Consider the following 15,636-nt stretch of genomic DNA (forward strand, 5'->3'; position numbering starts at 1 on the left):
AACAAATCCCTTTGCACATCGTCAAAGGGAAAAAAGCCAAGTAGGAACATTCATTTTTTGCAGCATGAGATCGTCTAAGCTCTTAAAAACATATCCTTCTTTTCGCAAATCGTCAACAATTTTGGCAAGCGCATCGGCATTATCTTTTGACACCGTATGCAGCAGTATAATGGCACCCGAATGAATTTGTTTCATGACGTTATTGTAAGCATATGACCATCCCTTTTGATCGTGAACGTGCCAATCGACGAACGCTAATGACCAAAAAACATGATAATAGCCGAGTTCGCGCGCAACTGCAAGCGTCCGTTCGTCAAAAACGCCGCGCGGTGGACGCACATAGCGCATATGCTTTTGTCCCGTCAACAGCTCTGTTTTTTTTCTGACCATTTCAAGCTCCTCACGCAACTTTTCATCACTGACGGTCGTTAAATCGGGATGGTGCCACGAGTGGTTGCCGACAATATGCCCTTCATTGACCATGCGTTTGACTAAATCAGGGGCAGATTGTAAATAATGACCGGTCACAAAAAACGTCGCAGGAACTTTTTTTTGTTTGAGTATGTCTAAAATTTGGGCGGTATAGCCGTTTTCATATCCGTTATCGAACGTTAAATAAATATATTTTTTCGTTGGATCACCTAAATAAAATGCATCGTATTTGGCGAGTAACTCGTCCAATTGTTTTCCTGCAGAAGGAGGAATGTGATTTTCGCTTCGCTTAAATCCCCATGACATCGCCTCTACTTGACTAAGCGGCAAACATAAAAAGAAGAAAAGCAACATGATGATTTTTTTCACTTCTTACACCTCCGTATTCATTTCAATGATAGGTTGTGCAAAAAGAAGCATAAAAAATCCGCCTAGCTACTCGCTAGACGGATTTTCGTTAAAATACACGCTCTTTAAATTGGGCTAATTTTTCAAGCGATGATTTTTCGACGTCTTCGTGCAAGCTGTTGCCATGTGAATCCATCGTGACGACGGCTGTAAAGTCTTTTACACGCAAATGCCACATCGCTTCTGGAATACCAAATTCTAAAAAGTCGACACCTTCAACAGATTGAATGCAATCCGCATAATATTGAGCTGCACCGCCGATAGCATTTAAGTACACGCCACCATGTTCTTTTAACGCTGCCAATGTTTTTGCACCCATGCCGCCTTTTCCGATGACGGCACGAATGCCGAACTTTTTCATAATTTCCCCTTGGTAAGGCTCTTCGCGAATGCTCGTCGTCGGACCAGCTGCTTTCACGTGCCATTTTCCGTTTTCATCTTTTAACATCACCGGTCCACAGTGATAGATGATTTGACCGTTTAAATCAACTGGGGCATCATGGTCCATTAAATGTTTATGAATCGCATCGCGACCTGTATAAATCATGCCGTTAATGCGAACGACATCGCCTACTTTTAGCGAACGAATTTGTTCTTCTGTAATTGGCGCCTCAAGTACAACTTCGCGCGCTTCTCCTACAACCTCTGTTTCTTCTTGTTGGAAGTCAACGTCATCTCCTTCTTGATATAACCATTCTTGAATGTCACCTGTATGCGGATCAATGGTTACACCTAAGCGACGGAACGCCCAACAGTTGTATGCGACAGAAACGAAAAAGCTTGCCGGAATGCGGTGCATGACGCCAATTTTACAGCCGAGTAGCGTCGTTTCTCCGCCAAATCCCATCGTGCCGATGCCGAGTTTATTCGCTGCTTCCATAATGTATTCTTCTAATTTGCGCAAATCTTCGTTCGGGTTCACATCGTCAACAGGGCGGAATAGCTGCTCCTTCGCTAAGTCGTATCCAGCAGAACGATCACCGCCGATGCCAACGCCAATAAATCCCGCGCTACAGCCTTGTCCTTGCGCTTGATATACCGCATGTAAAATACATTTGCGAATGCCATCTAAATCACGTCCTGCGCGACCAAGCCCTTCTAATTCACAAGGCAAACTATATTGAATGTTTTTATTTTCACAGCCGCCACCTTTTAAAATTAAACGAACATCAATATAGTCTTTCTCCCATTGCTCAAATTTGATGACAGGCAGTCCAATTCCTAAATTATCACCGCTATTTTCCCCTGTTAACGAATCAACCGAATTTGGACGCAATTTGCCGTCTTTCGTTGCTTGAGCGATCGCTCGACGAATCGCCTCTTTCATCTCCATTTGGTTGACACCTACAGGCACTTTAATTTTAAATGTCGGCAAACCTGTATCTTGGCAAATTGGCGATACATTTTCATCTGCCATTTGAATGTTTTGCACGATCGTCGCGAGCGACATTGCTGCTCTCGTTCCTGCGTTTTCACGTAACTTTGCTTTCGCAATGGCACGTCGTACATCTTTTGGCAACTTCGTTGACGTTTCGACGATCAGCTTGTACATACTCTCTTGAAACTTTTCCATCACCATGCCCCTTCCCCTTTGCTCAATATGTAACAATTTTTTGAATTCTCCACTTGTATTATACATCTTTTTCAAATATGAAAAAAAGTCGCCTAGCGACTTTTTTCCCAATCTTTTTTAAACCGCTCGTATTTCATTTCTAAGTCGTCAATCATTTGAATGAGCCGGTCGATGTCTTCTAATTCAGCTGTTTCCGGATCAAGCGCCTCAAGCACTTCAAGAAACATATTTAAGCGCGTTTTTAAATAGGATAGTTGTAGATTTTCATCTGATACTGCGTTGCCCAACGTCGTCACCTCGCTTTTTCTTTATCGTACACGATCGAAACATCATTGACAACGATTCACTTCACTTTGCATAATTATCGTTAGTCCGATTTTAAAATAAAAGGAGCTTGGTTATGGGAACTTTATTACGTCAAGCGATCACCCCTACATTTGATCCGTGGGAAGCATATATGGATGTTGAACAGTACGGAAGCATGCAGTTGACAAATATCGAGTTTACGACAACGACGCTCTGTAATATGCGTTGTGAGCATTGTGCGGTCGGTTATACGTTGCGTACGAAAGATCCTGAGGCGCTGCCGCTTGAACTTCTTCTTCGCCGCCTCGATGAAATTCCGTATTTGCGCTCGTTAAGCATTACAGGTGGCGAGCCGATGCTTTCACTTAAGTCTGTCGAACAATACGTCGTGCCGTTGTTAAAATACGCGCATGAGCGTGGCGTACGCACACAAATTAACTCGAACTTAACGCTCGATTTAGAACGATACGAAAAAATTATTCCTTATTTAGACGTTTTGCATATTTCGCATAACTGGGGCACAATTGATGATTTCGTTGAAGGTGGCTTTGCGATGATGGAAAAAAAACCAACCGTCGCACAGCGTGAACGTTATTTTATACGCATGATCGAAAATGCACGTGCGATTTCGAATATGGGAGTAATTGTGTCGGCAGAAACAATGCTAAATAAGCGAACGCGACCACATTTAGAGACGATTCATCGTCAAATTGTGAATGAAATGGGCTGTAAACGCCACGAAGTGCATCCGATGTATTCGAGCGACTTCGCTAGCAGTTTAGAAACGTTAACGTTAGATGAACTGCGCGAAGCGATTCATCATTTACTCGATATACGTGATGAAAATGTTTGGATGTTATTTGGTACATTGCCATTTTATCCATGCAGCGACAACAAAGAAGATTTAGCATTGTTAAAACGTTTATATGAAAGTAAAAACGTAACGGTAAGAAACGATCCAGATGGACGTTCAAGGCTAAATGTCAACATCTTTACTGGTGACATTATTGTTACTGATTTCGGTGATGAACCGACGCTCGGAAACATTCAAACCGACTCGCTTCTTTCTGCTTATGACAAATGGATGAAATCCGATTTAGCAAAATCGCTAAACTGCCATTGTCCGTCCGTCAAATGTTTAGGACCAAACGTGCTTGTAAAAAACCGTTATTATCCGAATGTCGATTTTACAACAAGAAAAGCAAAAATTGAGCGATAAAAGAGCTTGTCGAACATCTCGACAAGCTTCTCTTGTCATCGTGGTACGTCGCTTGCGACAAAAGCGAATGAGATCCGGTCTTGTACAGGAATCCAGGCACCGATGCCTTGCGATGTGACGTTTTTCACGACAATGCTTTTTTTCTTGCCTTTTAAGACGATATATACTTCCCCGTATGTCACTTTCCCTTTTTCATTGACCGCAGGGGCATAGGCATATAAGTATCCTAATTTTTTCGGTGGGACGTTATATGCTTGCTCTTTTTTTGTTCCCATGCCGATCCACGTGCTAAAAGAAAGTGGCAAGTTTGTCTTTTTCATCGCTGTTAAAAGCATCATTTTTTTCACATCTTCTTCATTCGGAATGCTTGCGGTTAATCCGCCCCGAACTTGTTTTTGCATCTCTTGCCGATAAGTTAGCCGCACCGTTGTTTTTCCGCCCCGATTGTCAATAAAGTTTGTATTCACTTTTTGATACTCCCAATTTGTCGATGTTTCTGTCGATTCATAATTTAGCGGCCACTGCCCTAAATAAATCGTCGCTTCATAACCGATCGCAAACGGTGTGCTTGAAATCGACGATTCGTTTAAAAGACGAATTAATTCCGGATTTTCAATTTTAACATTCGCCGACTGAAGCAGTTGCTTAGCTAGTTCGCTTGGTTGCAAATACGGTAAGTTTTGCGTCGGATTTGGATACGTATTTTCTTTTGAAATGTCGATGACCGATGATGGAAGTTTGACCGTCGCTTCACTAATCGTTGGCATACATAAGAAAACGAACATGATGCTTAAAGCAAACCATCTTTTCATGCGCAGACTCCTTTCTTTTTGCGTCGTTCATCGTTATTTTTTTCAAAAGTGAACAATTTATCCTCTTTACAAAAAAAATCCGTCAGCCATTCCTGACGGATTACAGCAAATAAAATCCGATTCCCATAATCATATATGCTCCAAGCAATGTCGCTCCTTCAAACCAGTTCGTATCTCCATCGTTAGAAAGCACAATTGTTAACAATACCGCTGTCACCATTGCAACAAGTTCTGGGAGTGTAAAGACGAGCGCCATTTTCGTTGGAAACAAAAGTGATATAAGTACTAAAACAGGTGCAACAAACATCGCGATTTGAAGCGTTGAGCCGACAGCAATTTCAACAGCGACGTTCATTTTATTTTTATATGCCATAATAATGGCGGAAGCATGTTCAGCGGCATTTCCGACAATCGCGACAATAATGACACCAATAAACAATTCGCTCCAACCAAATGAATGAGCAACGACTTCAAACGTATGAACTAAGCTTTCTGATACATATGCGACAGCTACAGTAGCAAGCGCTAAAATAAGCATCGCTTTTCCTTTTGACCATTCGGGCTCTTCATGTTCTTCCACATCTTCTTTATGTTGATATACACCGCGATGCGTAACGAGTTTAAAATATAACGCTGCTAAGTAAAGAGCAATCATAATGACTGAAATGCCTACGCTTAACGACAGCGTCTTTTGTTCATTCATCGTCATCGAAAATACTTCTGGGATAACGAAAGCAACTAAAATAGCAAATGTTAGTAAACCTGAATTATGACGCGCATCATATACGTTAAATGATTGTCGTTTATATTTCAGACCGCCAACAAAAAACGATAATCCTGCCACAAGCAATAAGTTGCCAAGCACAGAACCCGTCAACGACGCCAACACGACACTCACTAAGCCAGCTTTGAGCGCAAAAATGGATATAATCAATTCTACTGCATTGCCAAATGTCGCATTTAACAAACCGCCAATGCGTGGCCCAGCTACGATAGCTAAGCTTTCTGTCGCTCGTCCCATATAACTAGCGAGCGCAATAATTGTGACACAATAAACGACAAACATCGGCGTTGCAGGCCAATGAAGCAAACTTCCTGCAACAGAAAGCGGCACACCAATCGCCGTCAATAAAAAAAAGATGCGTTCCATCGAATCGTCCCCTTTTTCAATTGTGGAATATTAACCATATTTTACACAAATTCATTTCCGTTTTCATCTTTCTTTTTTATTGCTTCTTTTCATCAAACATTTTAACATCGAACATAGTGAACACGTTACAGGAGGAAACTATGCGACAACGTCACTTTTTCATTTTAGTTAGCATTGTCATGATTTCAGGTCTTTCTCAAGGACTATTGTTGCCTCTTATTTCTGTCATTTTTGAGCAGAGCGGTGTGCATTCCTCGCTTAGTGGCATACATGCGACAGCGATGTATATCGGAGTTCTAATCGTTTCTCCATTTTTAGAACGTCCGCTTCGTCGCTACGGATTTAAACGTTTCATTATGATCGGCGGGGCAATCGTCATCGTTTCTTTAGCGATGTTTCCGATGTCATCATCGCTATCGTTTTGGTTTGTCCTTCGTTTGTTAATCGGAATTGGCGATCATATTCTTCATTTCGGTTCGCAAACGTGGATTACATATGCCTCCCCTATTCATCGACGCGGTCGCAACATTTCGTTGTATGGTTTATCGTTTGGCGTTGGTTTTATGATCGGACCGCTTCTCGTTCCGCTCGTTCACATGCACGAAGCGTTACCGTTTATCGTTTCATCATTGCTTAGCTTATGTGGATGGATATTATTATTTTTCCTACCACATACGTATCCACAAACGAGCGAGACCGAGAAAATCGGAGCAGTTCGCTTTTTTCATGCTTGGAAACAAGCATGGCCCGCATTGTTGTTGCCGTTTGGTTACGGCTTTTTAGAGGCATCACTTCATAGCATGTTTCCTGTGTATGCGTTGCGACACGGCCTAAACATTGAGACGGTCGCCATGATACTTCCAGCGTTTGCGCTTGGCGGGATCGCTTTTCAACTTCCGCTCGGCACGTTAAGCGATCGTTTTTCACGAAAAACGATCATTGTCGTTTCGTTAACCATTGGAGCCATTTGTTTTATGATTGCACTGTGGCTCACTTCCCCTGTGCAACTGACAACAACCTTTTTTATCGCTGGCATGTTTGTCGGTTCGCTTTTTTCACTGGGTATGGCGTATATGACAGACTTATTGCCAAAATCGCTTCTTCCTGTCGGCAACATTTTGTGCGGAATGTTATACAGCGTTGGCAGCATATGTGGCCCTGCCACTGGCGGTGTTGTACTACAACATCAAGACCAACTATTTTTCATTAGCGTCAGCTGTCTTCTACTTCTTTTATTATTTGCACAACGCCCGTTCACAAAATTTTCAAAATATTTTTCTAAAAAAAACGAAAAAAACATTGACGCTTTTTAACCCTCTGTTATATAATACAATTAAACAAAACAAACTGTTTTAAAACAGAGGGGAGAGCGATTATAATGAGCAGAGAAGAGAGAAAAAATATGATTGAATTTATTACAAAATTACGTAGCTTTAATCAAGAGCAACTCATCTATATGACAGATGCAGAAATTGAACATATTTACAACCAAACATACTATCATTACGAAGAGATCGCAGAATAAAGAGGGATGTGCAACACATCCCTCTTCTTTTTAATGGTATCCGTTTTGTCCGTTTGCGCTACTGCTTGTTTTATGTTTCGGACGACTTTTTCCTTTTTGCTTTGTTCCGCCGTCTTTTTTCGTTTTTTTCGTCACGTATATGCCCCCTTCATAACTGCCTTCACTTTTAATGTGGTTTGTACAACTTTTTTTATGTGAGGAAATGACTACCGAATGCGCATTTTCCCTTCTCGTTTACAACAAAAAATGGCATTTAACTCTCCACCTAATACAATCATCATTCCCGATAAATAAAACCAAACCATCAATGCAATAATGCCACCGAGGCTACCATACATAGCAGAATAGTTACCAAATTGATTCACATAATACGAAAAAGCAAGCGAGACGATCATCCAACCGACCGTCGCAAATAGTGATCCACTCCACACATCACGGAATCGAACATATTTACTAGGGGCAAAAACGTATAACACAGAAAAAACAAAAAATAAAATGACAAAGCTCACAAACCAGCGAAGTGTTTCCCACACGTGCAAAAACACATCGGAAAGCCCAAACGATGAAAAAAGAAATGTACCAATCATTTTACCGAATACAGGAAAAACAAGGGCAACAATAATGACAAAAATCATCGCAAATGTAAGTAAAATCGAAATACCTCGCGAAACGAGAAAAGAGCGCGTTTCTTTCACATCGTATGCACGATTTAAAGCGCGAATAATGGCCGACATGCCATTTGATGCAGCCCACACCGTCGCCAGAACGCTAAAGGACAACCATTTTCTACTTTGCGACTCCATCAACTGTTTCACGTTTGTTTCAATCAAATGTGCCGTTTCGCTTGGGGCATATTGACTTAAAAAGGCGATCACATCTTCATGCGGAATCGGCAAATATGATAAAAACGTCAATAGAAACAGTAAAAATGGAAATAAAGAAAGTAAAAAGAAATATGCCAACTCAGCAGATAAGTCAAAAACTTCATCTTCATCAAACCGTTTCATTAGCTCACGGACAACGGAAAAGCTAATAACCATCTTTCTCACCACCTCGCTCCTTATGTGGAGCGTTTGCGAATTAGCTCTCCAATCCACTCCATCACTTGCGGTGTTGTTTCTTTTACTTCACTTAGTTTATTCACAATAAACTGCAAATCATTCATCATTTCGTCCACATGTTGTCTCGTTTGATGAACCGTCTCCTTTATTTCTTCTACGCTATCCATCCACTCACGACACGTTTCTTTAACGAATTGTCTTGTTTTTTTATCAGCTAACAACAAAGCTATGCCTGCTAATGCAATCCATTTCCCCTTCCCCATCGCTGTTACCTCCTTATAACGAATGATCCCGTTTTATTCGCTCCAATATATGCTTACATCCTTCTTCGACTAATTCGTACACCTCTTCAAAATTTCCTGTAAAGTACGGATCAGGGACATCGTCTATACGACGGTTTGGCACAAAATCCATAAAACGGGCAATCATAGCTTGTGACGGATCGCCGACAAGGCGACGAAGGTGGGCGATATTGTCGCTATCCATGCCAATGATATAATCAAATGTATGGAAATCTTCCTTTGAAATTTGACGTGCTTTTAACCCTGTAAAATCAATTTGTTTTTCCTTTAAAATGCGCTGAGTCCCATGATGTGGTGGTTTCCCCACATGCCAATTGCCTGTTCCTGCCGAATCAACGGAAATGACTTGATCAAGCCCCTCCTGTTTTACAAGATGACGAAATACAGCTTCCGCCATCGGAGAACGACAAATATTTCCTAAACAAACGAATAGTACGCGAATCATTTCACTTCACCTCACATATAAAACAATGATACAATGAACGAAATTACTCATGAAAGGATGACGAATGTGCATTTATCGGTTGAACAAATGATCGAGCAAATAAAAGAAAAGTTAAAAGTATTAAATTTTGATGCCATTAAACCAGACCATTTTGATGAACAACTATACGACGAATTAAAAGATATATACGATATGGTGATGAGAAAGCAATCATTTAGTCCAAGCGAAATGCAAGCGATCGCTGAAGAGCTTGGAAACTTGCGAAAAAAATTATAAAATTGTTTGTCCGACAATGAGTAGCGACGGATGATCTGCCAGTGCAATTTCTTCATGCGTATCCGTATATCGTATATATGGACGTTGCATATGTTCAATAATTTTTGTCACGATGGCGTTTCTTCCGTCGCTCATTTTCACTGTTGTTCCTGGCAAATAAGCAGGAATGGTGTCAACAAACAGCCGCACAAGTTGTTGGCTATAGCGAATTCCACTCCGTGCCATAATAATTTCAAGCGCTTCGTGCGGTGGCACAAATTCGGAAGAAATTAAATTTTCATATTCGTTGGCAATCGCACAAATTTGAGCGTACAAATGAATGTTCGTTTCTTTTAGTCCTCGCGGTGTACCAGATCCGTCTGCATGTTCATGATGTTGATACGCCATATGCGCGCATAATAAACTCACTTCCCGCTCTTTTCGTAAATATTCAAATCCTTTCACTGTATGATGCTCTTCGCCTTCTATTTCTTTTCCAATGTCATGAAACAACGCCCCAATCGCTACGTCACGCAATTGTAAATCGTTGAAATTCAGCTTCTTTCCTAGCTGCAACGACAATAATGCGACGTTGACCGCATGAGCGTACGGTTGCATGTCCATTGCAAGCGATGTCGCTGGAATGACCGCTAACACTTTTCTTTTTTTCACTTCATCAACGAGCTTTACCGCTAGTTTAAACAACGAACGAAGCGGTAATTCTTCTCCCTTTCGTACAGCATCAAACGCTTGCTGAACAACTTCAATCGCATCCATCCACGATGGCATATCGAGCAACTCTTCCAACGTGATCCCTTCGGATACCGCATCTTCTACAAATACGTAACAAATATCCATCTGTTTTAGTCGTTCAACATATTTTGGATGAATTTTTCTTCCTGCTGCTAATAACACGCGACGATGGCGATCATAAATCGGGCGTGCCAATTCCATCGTTCGTTCATCGTATTCTTCTAATAAAATGAGTCGCAAACATATTCCACTCCCTTCAACATCTCCCATACAAACAGTATAATCATGTTTTTTTTCATTTGCCATGACGTTTTTTAAAAAATAAATTCCGATAGAAAAACTAGGATTGACATTCGAGTGAATTGTGTTAAAATTTAAAACAATCAAACATTATAGGTGGTATGGGAAAGGAAGATAACACATGATTACGTATGAAACATGGGATAGTGAACAAAAACCTACTTTTCCAATAGATAATGACGAAAAAGGGGCATTACACGTGCTCACATGGGCTTATGAACATTACGGTAAAGACCTTTTATATGCGTGCAGTTTCGGGATTGAAGGGATTGTGCTTATTGACCTTATTTCTCAAGTGAAAGATGACGCTGACATCGTGTTCCTCGATACACAGTTACATTTCGCTGAAACGTATGAAACAATTGAACGGGTTAAACAAGCATATCCCCGCTTGCGCATTCATTTACAAACACCTGCGTTATCACTTGAGGAACAAGAACAGCAATTCGGCGCTGAACTTTGGAAAATGAATCCAAACAAATGTTGTGAACTAAGAAAAATTATCCCCCTTCGTCAAGCGATGGCAGAAAAAAAAGCATGGATTTCGGGACTGCGCCGTGAGCAATCGCCAACGCGACAACATGTTGAATTCATTAATCTCGATAAAAAGTTTCACAACATTAAAGTTTGCCCGCTTATTCATTGGACATGGAAAGACGTTTGGCGCTACGTGCATCGCCACAATCTTTCTTACAATCCGCTTCATGATCGCGGATATCCAAGCATCGGTTGTGCACCATGTACATCCCCCGCCTATACGGAAGAAGATTTACGTTCTGGCCGATGGGCTGGGCTAGGGAAAACAGAATGCGGCTTGCATGAGTCGTAAACAAAGGGGGGAATGCGTTGGTTACAGTGGCTTTTATTATCGCTTTTTTCTTTGCTATGAACATTGGAGGAAGCGGTGCCGCAGCAACAATGGGTGCTGCTTACGGATCAGGCACATTGTCAAATAAGCGAATCGCCCTATTCATATGTGCCGTTGCCATTTTTCTCGGCAGCTTAAGCGGAGGAGAAGTCGTTAAGACGATCGGTTCCGGGATTGTTCCTACATCGATTTTGAAAACAGATCTTGTCGTCATCGTTTTAGCAGCGGCAACCATTTCGCTATTTGCCGCGAACGTGCTCGGCATTCCGTTATCAACGAGCGAAATTACAGTTGGGGCGGTCGTTGGCGTAGGCATTGCGTACCAAAGTTTGTACATCAGCAAACTTCTTTGGATCGTATCATTTTGGCTCATTACACCACTTGCTGCATTTTCTTTAGCTTTTTTCATTAGCAAATGGTTAAAAGGAAAAACATTGAGACAAAACAAATGGGTCAGCTTTTTGCTTATTATCGCTGGATTTTTCGAGGCATTTTCAGCAGGAATGAACAATGTTGCCAACGCTGTCGGTCCTCTCGTCGGAGCAGGTTTATTATCCGTCAAACATGGCATCATTTTTGGCGGGTTGTTCGTTGCACTTGGGGCGCTTTTACTTGGAAGTCGCGTGTTAGAGACGAACGGAAAAAAAATTACAACCTTCTCTCAATTGGAAGGATGTGTTATTTCAGGAATCGGGGCAACGCTCGTTATCGTTTCATCTATTTTTGGTCTCCCCGTTCCGTTAACACAAATTACGACATCAGCCATTATCGGTATCGGCACAACGAAAAGCGGTTTTTCGATTTGGCAAAAGCAAATTGTTATTCAAGTGCTGAAAGTATGGGTAGTCTCTCCTATTTTTTCCTTAGCGGTTTCATATAGTTTAATTAAATTATTGCTTCATAGCGATGTTTATACAACGATTGCGATCGTTAGCGTTTGCTTTGCCACACTCGGAACGATTAGCTTAAAAAAGACGATTACAGAGGAACGTCGTTCGTTTCACGAGCATGGCGGCGGCATTTAATCCTATTTATTTGATAAGAATAATAAGTTTAGGGGGCATAAAAAATGAAACAAATTGTATTAAGTAAGGCAGAATTAAGTGACCTCGAATTACTTGCAATTGGTGGATACGAACCGCTCACTGGTTTTTTGGGAAAGGGCGATTATGAGTCGGTTGTTGAAACGATGCGACTAACAAGCGGAGCCGTATGGAGCATCCCTATCACACTTGCGGTAACCGAACAACAAGCGAAACAGCTGTCGCTCGGGGATGAAGTCGAGCTCGTTTTTAATCAAACGGTATACGGCACAATAGAAGTGCAAGATATATATCGACCAGATAAACGAAAAGAAGCGCTGCTTGTTTACCAGACGGAAGATTTGGCACACCCTGGCGTCAAAAAATTATTTGAAAAACCGGATGTATACATTGCTGGGCCTGTAACGCTCGTACGTGAAACAAACAAAGGGGTTTTTTCGTCGTTCTTTTTTACCCCTAAAGAAACAAAACAACGATTTGCAGAGCTTGGTTGGAAAACAATCGTTGGATTTCAAACACGCAATCCGGTTCATCGTGCTCATGAATACATTCAAAAATGTGCACTTGAAATTGTCGATGGTCTTTATTTAAATCCGCTCGTTGGCGAAACAAAAGATGACGACATCCCTGCAGACATTCGTCTAAAAAGTTATCAAGTATTGCTCGAACATTATTATCCAAGAGATCGTGTCTTTCTTGGAGTATTTACAGCTGCCATGCGTTATGCCGGGCCACGTGAAGCCATCTTTCACGCACTCGTACGCAAAAACTTTGGCTGCACACATTTTATTGTCGGTCGTGATCACGCGGGGGTTGGCAACTATTACGGCACATACGATGCACAAAAAATTTTCTTGCAGTTTACAAACGAAGAACTCGGCATTACTCCTCTCTTTTTCGAACATAGCTTTTACTGTACAAAATGCGAAGCGATGGCGTCAACAAAAACATGCCCGCATGATGCGACGGCTCACGTTGTTCTTTCAGGAACAAAAGTACGAGAAATGTTGCGCGCTGGTGACATGCCTCCAAGTACATTTAGTCGCCCTGAAGTCGTTCGTGTGCTCATGGATGGTTTACAAACGGTCGGAGGTGGGCGATGATGAATATTATTTGGCATAAAGAAAGTGTAACAAAAGAAGATCGAAGAAAGAAAAACAACCATCATAGTTTTGTCCTTTGGTTTACGGGATTATCAGGATCCGGGAAATCCACGTTAGCAAACGCTGTCGCGAAAACGTTGTTTGAACAAAATATTCACTGTTACGTACTTGATGGTGATAACGTGCGTCACGGTTTAAATAGCGATTTAGGTTTTTCTACGAAAGATCGCACTGAAAATATTCGTCGCATTGGCGAAGTCGCGAAATTGTTCGTCGATAGCGGCCAAATCGTGCTCACTGCTTTTATTTCTCCGTTTCGCCAAGATCGCCAACTCGTTCGTAATAAACTCGAACAAGATGAATTTGTTGAAGTTTATGTCCGCTGTCCACTTGAAACATGCGAACAACGCGATCCAAAAGGATTATATAAAAAAGCGAGAAATGGAGAAATTCGTGACTTCACTGGCATCGATTCTCCATATGAACCGCCGTTATCGCCAGACTTCGTCGTCGATACAGATCAATATTCAATTGACCAATGCGTTCAACAAATCATTTCTTACTTAAAAAATAAACAATGGATTTAGGTGAAGACAATGGGAAAAGTATATTTAGTCGGCGCTGGTCCTGGGGATCCTGAACTTATTACGGTAAAAGGATTAAGATGTATTCAACAAGCAGATGTCATTTTATATGACCGCCTTATTAACGAACAGCTTTTATCGTTTGCGAAACATGATGCCGATTTAATTTATTGTGGGAAGCTACCAAATTACCATACAATGAAACAAGAGACGATTCATCGTTTTTTAGTGAAGTATGCAAAAAAAGGTAAAATTGTAACAAGATTAAAAGGTGGCGATCCTTTTCTATTCGGACGTGGCGGTGAAGAAGCACAAGCGCTTATAAAACACGGCATTCCTTTTGAAATCGTCCCAGGTGTCACATCTGGCATTGCTGTTCCAGCGTATGCTGGCATTCCTGTGACTCATCGTGATTTTAGTGGAAGCGTGGCATTTGTCACAGGTCATCGCCGACTCGACGCCGTAGACGCTGTGCAATGGGAACATTTAGCGAAAGGCGTGGACACACTCGTCATTTATATGGGTGTTAAACATCTTCCGTCGATTTGTAAACAGTTACAGCGATACGGAAAACGACCGCAAACCCCTGTTGCGATCATTCAATGGGGAACGATCCCTGAACAAAAAACAGTTGTAGCAACGTTACAGACGATTGTAGATACTGTAAAGAAACAGGCGATCTCTAATCCAAGTATCATTATTGTCGGAGAAGTTGTTCAGCTACATGAGCAGCTGCAATGGTTTGAAACGATGTTAGAAGAAAAAATGGCACATGGAATGAGGTAACGTATGAAAGCTGTATTATATATTTGTCATGGAAGCCGTTCAGTAGAAGGACAAAGAGAGGCGATCGCTTTTGTTGAACGCCTCTCTTCTTCGATCTCCATCCCCATTCAACATGTATGCTTTTTAGAATTATGCGAGCCGAATATTGTCGCAGGGGTGGAACGTTGTGTTCGCGACGGAGCAACAACGATTTTAGCTGTTCCACTTTTACTATTGTCAGCGAATCATGCCAAACGCGACATTCCGTATGAATTAGAAAAAGCAAAAGAGATGTTTCCTTCTGTGACGATTACATACGGAAAGCCATTCGGTGTACAATATGATATCGTTTCTGCTCTGTCCGCGACGATCGAACACGCTGATGCCATTGTACTAGTTGGTCGCGGAAGTAGCGATACTGAGGCACAAGCGGATTTTAGACAGATCGCACATTTACTACAACATGAGACAAACATCACTGTATATCCGTGCTATTTAGCGGCTGCCTTCCCTTCTTTTTCCGACGTTATCACTTCGCTTGCTCAAACAACAGAGCGTAAGCGAGTAGCTGTTGTTCCGTACATTTTATTTTTTGGCCAGTTGCTTGACTACATTCATCAGACGTTGCAAGCAAACCAAACGAGCGAAGTGTCGTTTACGTTGTATCCTCCCGTTCGAACATACGATGTTTTAGATCACCTCGTTGAAAAACAAGTGAAGGAATGGGGATGA

Annotated in this window: 19 protein-coding genes; 10 read left to right on the forward strand and 9 right to left on the reverse strand. The window is 41.6% G+C overall.

The features are described 5' to 3' along the window. Positions 1-21: 21 nt before the first annotated feature. The 3 genes from pdaA to HNQ84_RS07380 all read right to left on the reverse strand — a co-directional run bounded on the left by pdaA (position 22) and on the right by HNQ84_RS07380 (position 2,700). Entirely contained in the window at positions 22-786 is a 765-nt protein-coding gene (gene pdaA, locus HNQ84_RS07370) for a delta-lactam-biosynthetic de-N-acetylase (RefSeq protein ID WP_435621735.1), read from the reverse strand. Positions 787-889: 103 nt separating this feature from the next. Further along, entirely contained in the window at positions 890-2,413 is a 1,524-nt protein-coding gene (locus tag HNQ84_RS07375) for a fumarate hydratase (protein WP_435621677.1), read from the reverse strand. Between the two features lie 92 nt (positions 2,414-2,505). After that, entirely contained in the window at positions 2,506-2,700 is a 195-nt protein-coding gene (locus HNQ84_RS07380) for an SE1561 family protein (protein ID WP_032101026.1), read from the reverse strand. A 113-nt stretch (positions 2,701-2,813) separates the two neighbouring features. Between HNQ84_RS07380 and yfkAB the strand changes: the two genes are divergently transcribed. Beyond that, positions 2,814-3,938 carry a radical SAM/CxCxxxxC motif protein YfkAB gene (yfkAB, locus tag HNQ84_RS07385; RefSeq protein WP_435621678.1) on the forward strand — a complete coding sequence of 375 codons (1,125 nt, stop codon included), beginning with the start codon at positions 2,814-2,816 and terminating at the stop codon, positions 3,936-3,938. A gap of 35 nt (positions 3,939-3,973) precedes the next feature. Here yfkAB and HNQ84_RS07390 read toward each other — a convergent pair whose 3' ends face one another. Beyond that, the gene (locus HNQ84_RS07390; RefSeq protein ID WP_055441789.1) at positions 3,974-4,750 is read right to left on the reverse strand and encodes a YfkD famly protein; all 777 of its coding nucleotides are present in this window, start codon (positions 4,748-4,750) and stop codon (positions 3,974-3,976) included. Between the two features lie 100 nt (positions 4,751-4,850). Continuing rightward, positions 4,851-5,900 carry a calcium/proton exchanger gene (gene cax, locus HNQ84_RS07395; RefSeq protein WP_435621679.1) on the reverse strand — a complete coding sequence of 350 codons (1,050 nt, stop codon included), beginning with the start codon at positions 5,898-5,900 and terminating at the stop codon, positions 4,851-4,853. Between the two features lie 140 nt (positions 5,901-6,040). On the opposite strand from cax, the gene HNQ84_RS07400 reads away from it, so the two are divergent. Continuing rightward, positions 6,041-7,213: an MFS transporter gene (locus HNQ84_RS07400; protein ID WP_435621680.1), complete on the forward strand. Its 1,173-nt coding sequence runs from the start codon at positions 6,041-6,043 to the stop codon at positions 7,211-7,213. A 65-nt stretch (positions 7,214-7,278) separates the two neighbouring features. Then, positions 7,279-7,425, forward strand: a complete 147-nt coding sequence (locus tag HNQ84_RS07405) for a BH0509 family protein (RefSeq protein WP_032101078.1) — start codon at positions 7,279-7,281, stop codon at positions 7,423-7,425. A 206-nt stretch (positions 7,426-7,631) separates the two neighbouring features. Here the strand turns inward: HNQ84_RS07405 and HNQ84_RS07410 are convergent, their stop codons facing one another. Genes HNQ84_RS07410 through HNQ84_RS07420 form a run of 3 tightly spaced genes read right to left on the reverse strand, consistent with a single transcriptional unit; the run spans position 7,632 to position 9,233 of the window. Then, positions 7,632-8,465: a YihY/virulence factor BrkB family protein gene (locus tag HNQ84_RS07410; protein WP_435621736.1), complete on the reverse strand. Its 834-nt coding sequence runs from the start codon at positions 8,463-8,465 to the stop codon at positions 7,632-7,634. A 20-nt stretch (positions 8,466-8,485) separates the two neighbouring features. Next, positions 8,486-8,749 carry a hypothetical protein gene (locus HNQ84_RS07415; RefSeq protein ID WP_032101020.1) on the reverse strand — a complete coding sequence of 88 codons (264 nt, stop codon included), beginning with the start codon at positions 8,747-8,749 and terminating at the stop codon, positions 8,486-8,488. Positions 8,750-8,762: 13 nt separating this feature from the next. Then, positions 8,763-9,233: a low molecular weight protein-tyrosine-phosphatase gene (locus HNQ84_RS07420; RefSeq protein WP_055441785.1), complete on the reverse strand. Its 471-nt coding sequence runs from the start codon at positions 9,231-9,233 to the stop codon at positions 8,763-8,765. 57 nt (positions 9,234-9,290) lie between these two features. Here HNQ84_RS07420 and HNQ84_RS07425 point away from each other — a divergent pair, with 57 nt between their 5' ends. Then, positions 9,291-9,509: a DUF1128 domain-containing protein gene (locus HNQ84_RS07425; RefSeq protein WP_032101018.1), complete on the forward strand. Its 219-nt coding sequence runs from the start codon at positions 9,291-9,293 to the stop codon at positions 9,507-9,509. On the opposite strand, the gene HNQ84_RS07430 is transcribed toward HNQ84_RS07425, so the two are convergent. After that, positions 9,504-10,481: an HD-GYP domain-containing protein gene (locus tag HNQ84_RS07430; RefSeq protein WP_435621681.1), complete on the reverse strand. Its 978-nt coding sequence runs from the start codon at positions 10,479-10,481 to the stop codon at positions 9,504-9,506. The two genes, HNQ84_RS07425 and HNQ84_RS07430, sit on opposite strands and share 6 nt — an antisense overlap. A gap of 181 nt (positions 10,482-10,662) precedes the next feature. On the opposite strand from HNQ84_RS07430, the gene HNQ84_RS07435 reads away from it, so the two are divergent. Genes HNQ84_RS07435 through HNQ84_RS07460 form a run of 6 tightly spaced genes read left to right on the forward strand, consistent with a single transcriptional unit; the run spans position 10,663 to position 15,636 of the window. Continuing rightward, complete coding sequence (locus HNQ84_RS07435) at positions 10,663-11,370, forward strand: phosphoadenylyl-sulfate reductase (RefSeq protein ID WP_435621682.1); 708 nt, start codon at positions 10,663-10,665, stop codon at positions 11,368-11,370. A gap of 17 nt (positions 11,371-11,387) precedes the next feature. Beyond that, on the forward strand, positions 11,388-12,434 hold the full coding sequence (gene cysP, locus HNQ84_RS07440; RefSeq protein ID WP_435621683.1) for a sulfate permease: 1,047 nt from the start codon (positions 11,388-11,390) through the stop codon (positions 12,432-12,434). A 44-nt stretch (positions 12,435-12,478) separates the two neighbouring features. Continuing rightward, positions 12,479-13,555 (forward strand): sulfate adenylyltransferase, encoded by a 1,077-nt coding sequence (sat, locus tag HNQ84_RS07445; RefSeq protein WP_435621684.1) that lies wholly within the window; start codon positions 12,479-12,481, stop codon positions 13,553-13,555. Next, on the forward strand, positions 13,555-14,142 hold the full coding sequence (gene cysC / locus HNQ84_RS07450; RefSeq protein WP_183242954.1) for an adenylyl-sulfate kinase: 588 nt from the start codon (positions 13,555-13,557) through the stop codon (positions 14,140-14,142). Before sat ends, cysC begins: the two co-directional genes overlap by 1 nt. A gap of 9 nt (positions 14,143-14,151) precedes the next feature. After that, positions 14,152-14,925 (forward strand): uroporphyrinogen-III C-methyltransferase, encoded by a 774-nt coding sequence (gene cobA, locus HNQ84_RS07455; protein ID WP_435621685.1) that lies wholly within the window; start codon positions 14,152-14,154, stop codon positions 14,923-14,925. Positions 14,926-14,928: 3 nt separating this feature from the next. Continuing rightward, positions 14,929-15,636 carry a sirohydrochlorin chelatase gene (locus HNQ84_RS07460; protein ID WP_435621686.1) on the forward strand — a complete coding sequence of 236 codons (708 nt, stop codon included), beginning with the start codon at positions 14,929-14,931 and terminating at the stop codon, positions 15,634-15,636.

The sequence above is a fragment of the Anoxybacillus eryuanensis genome (genome assembly GCF_051200995.1).
Lineage (GTDB): Bacteria > Bacillota > Bacilli > Bacillales > Anoxybacillaceae > Anoxybacillus > Anoxybacillus tengchongensis.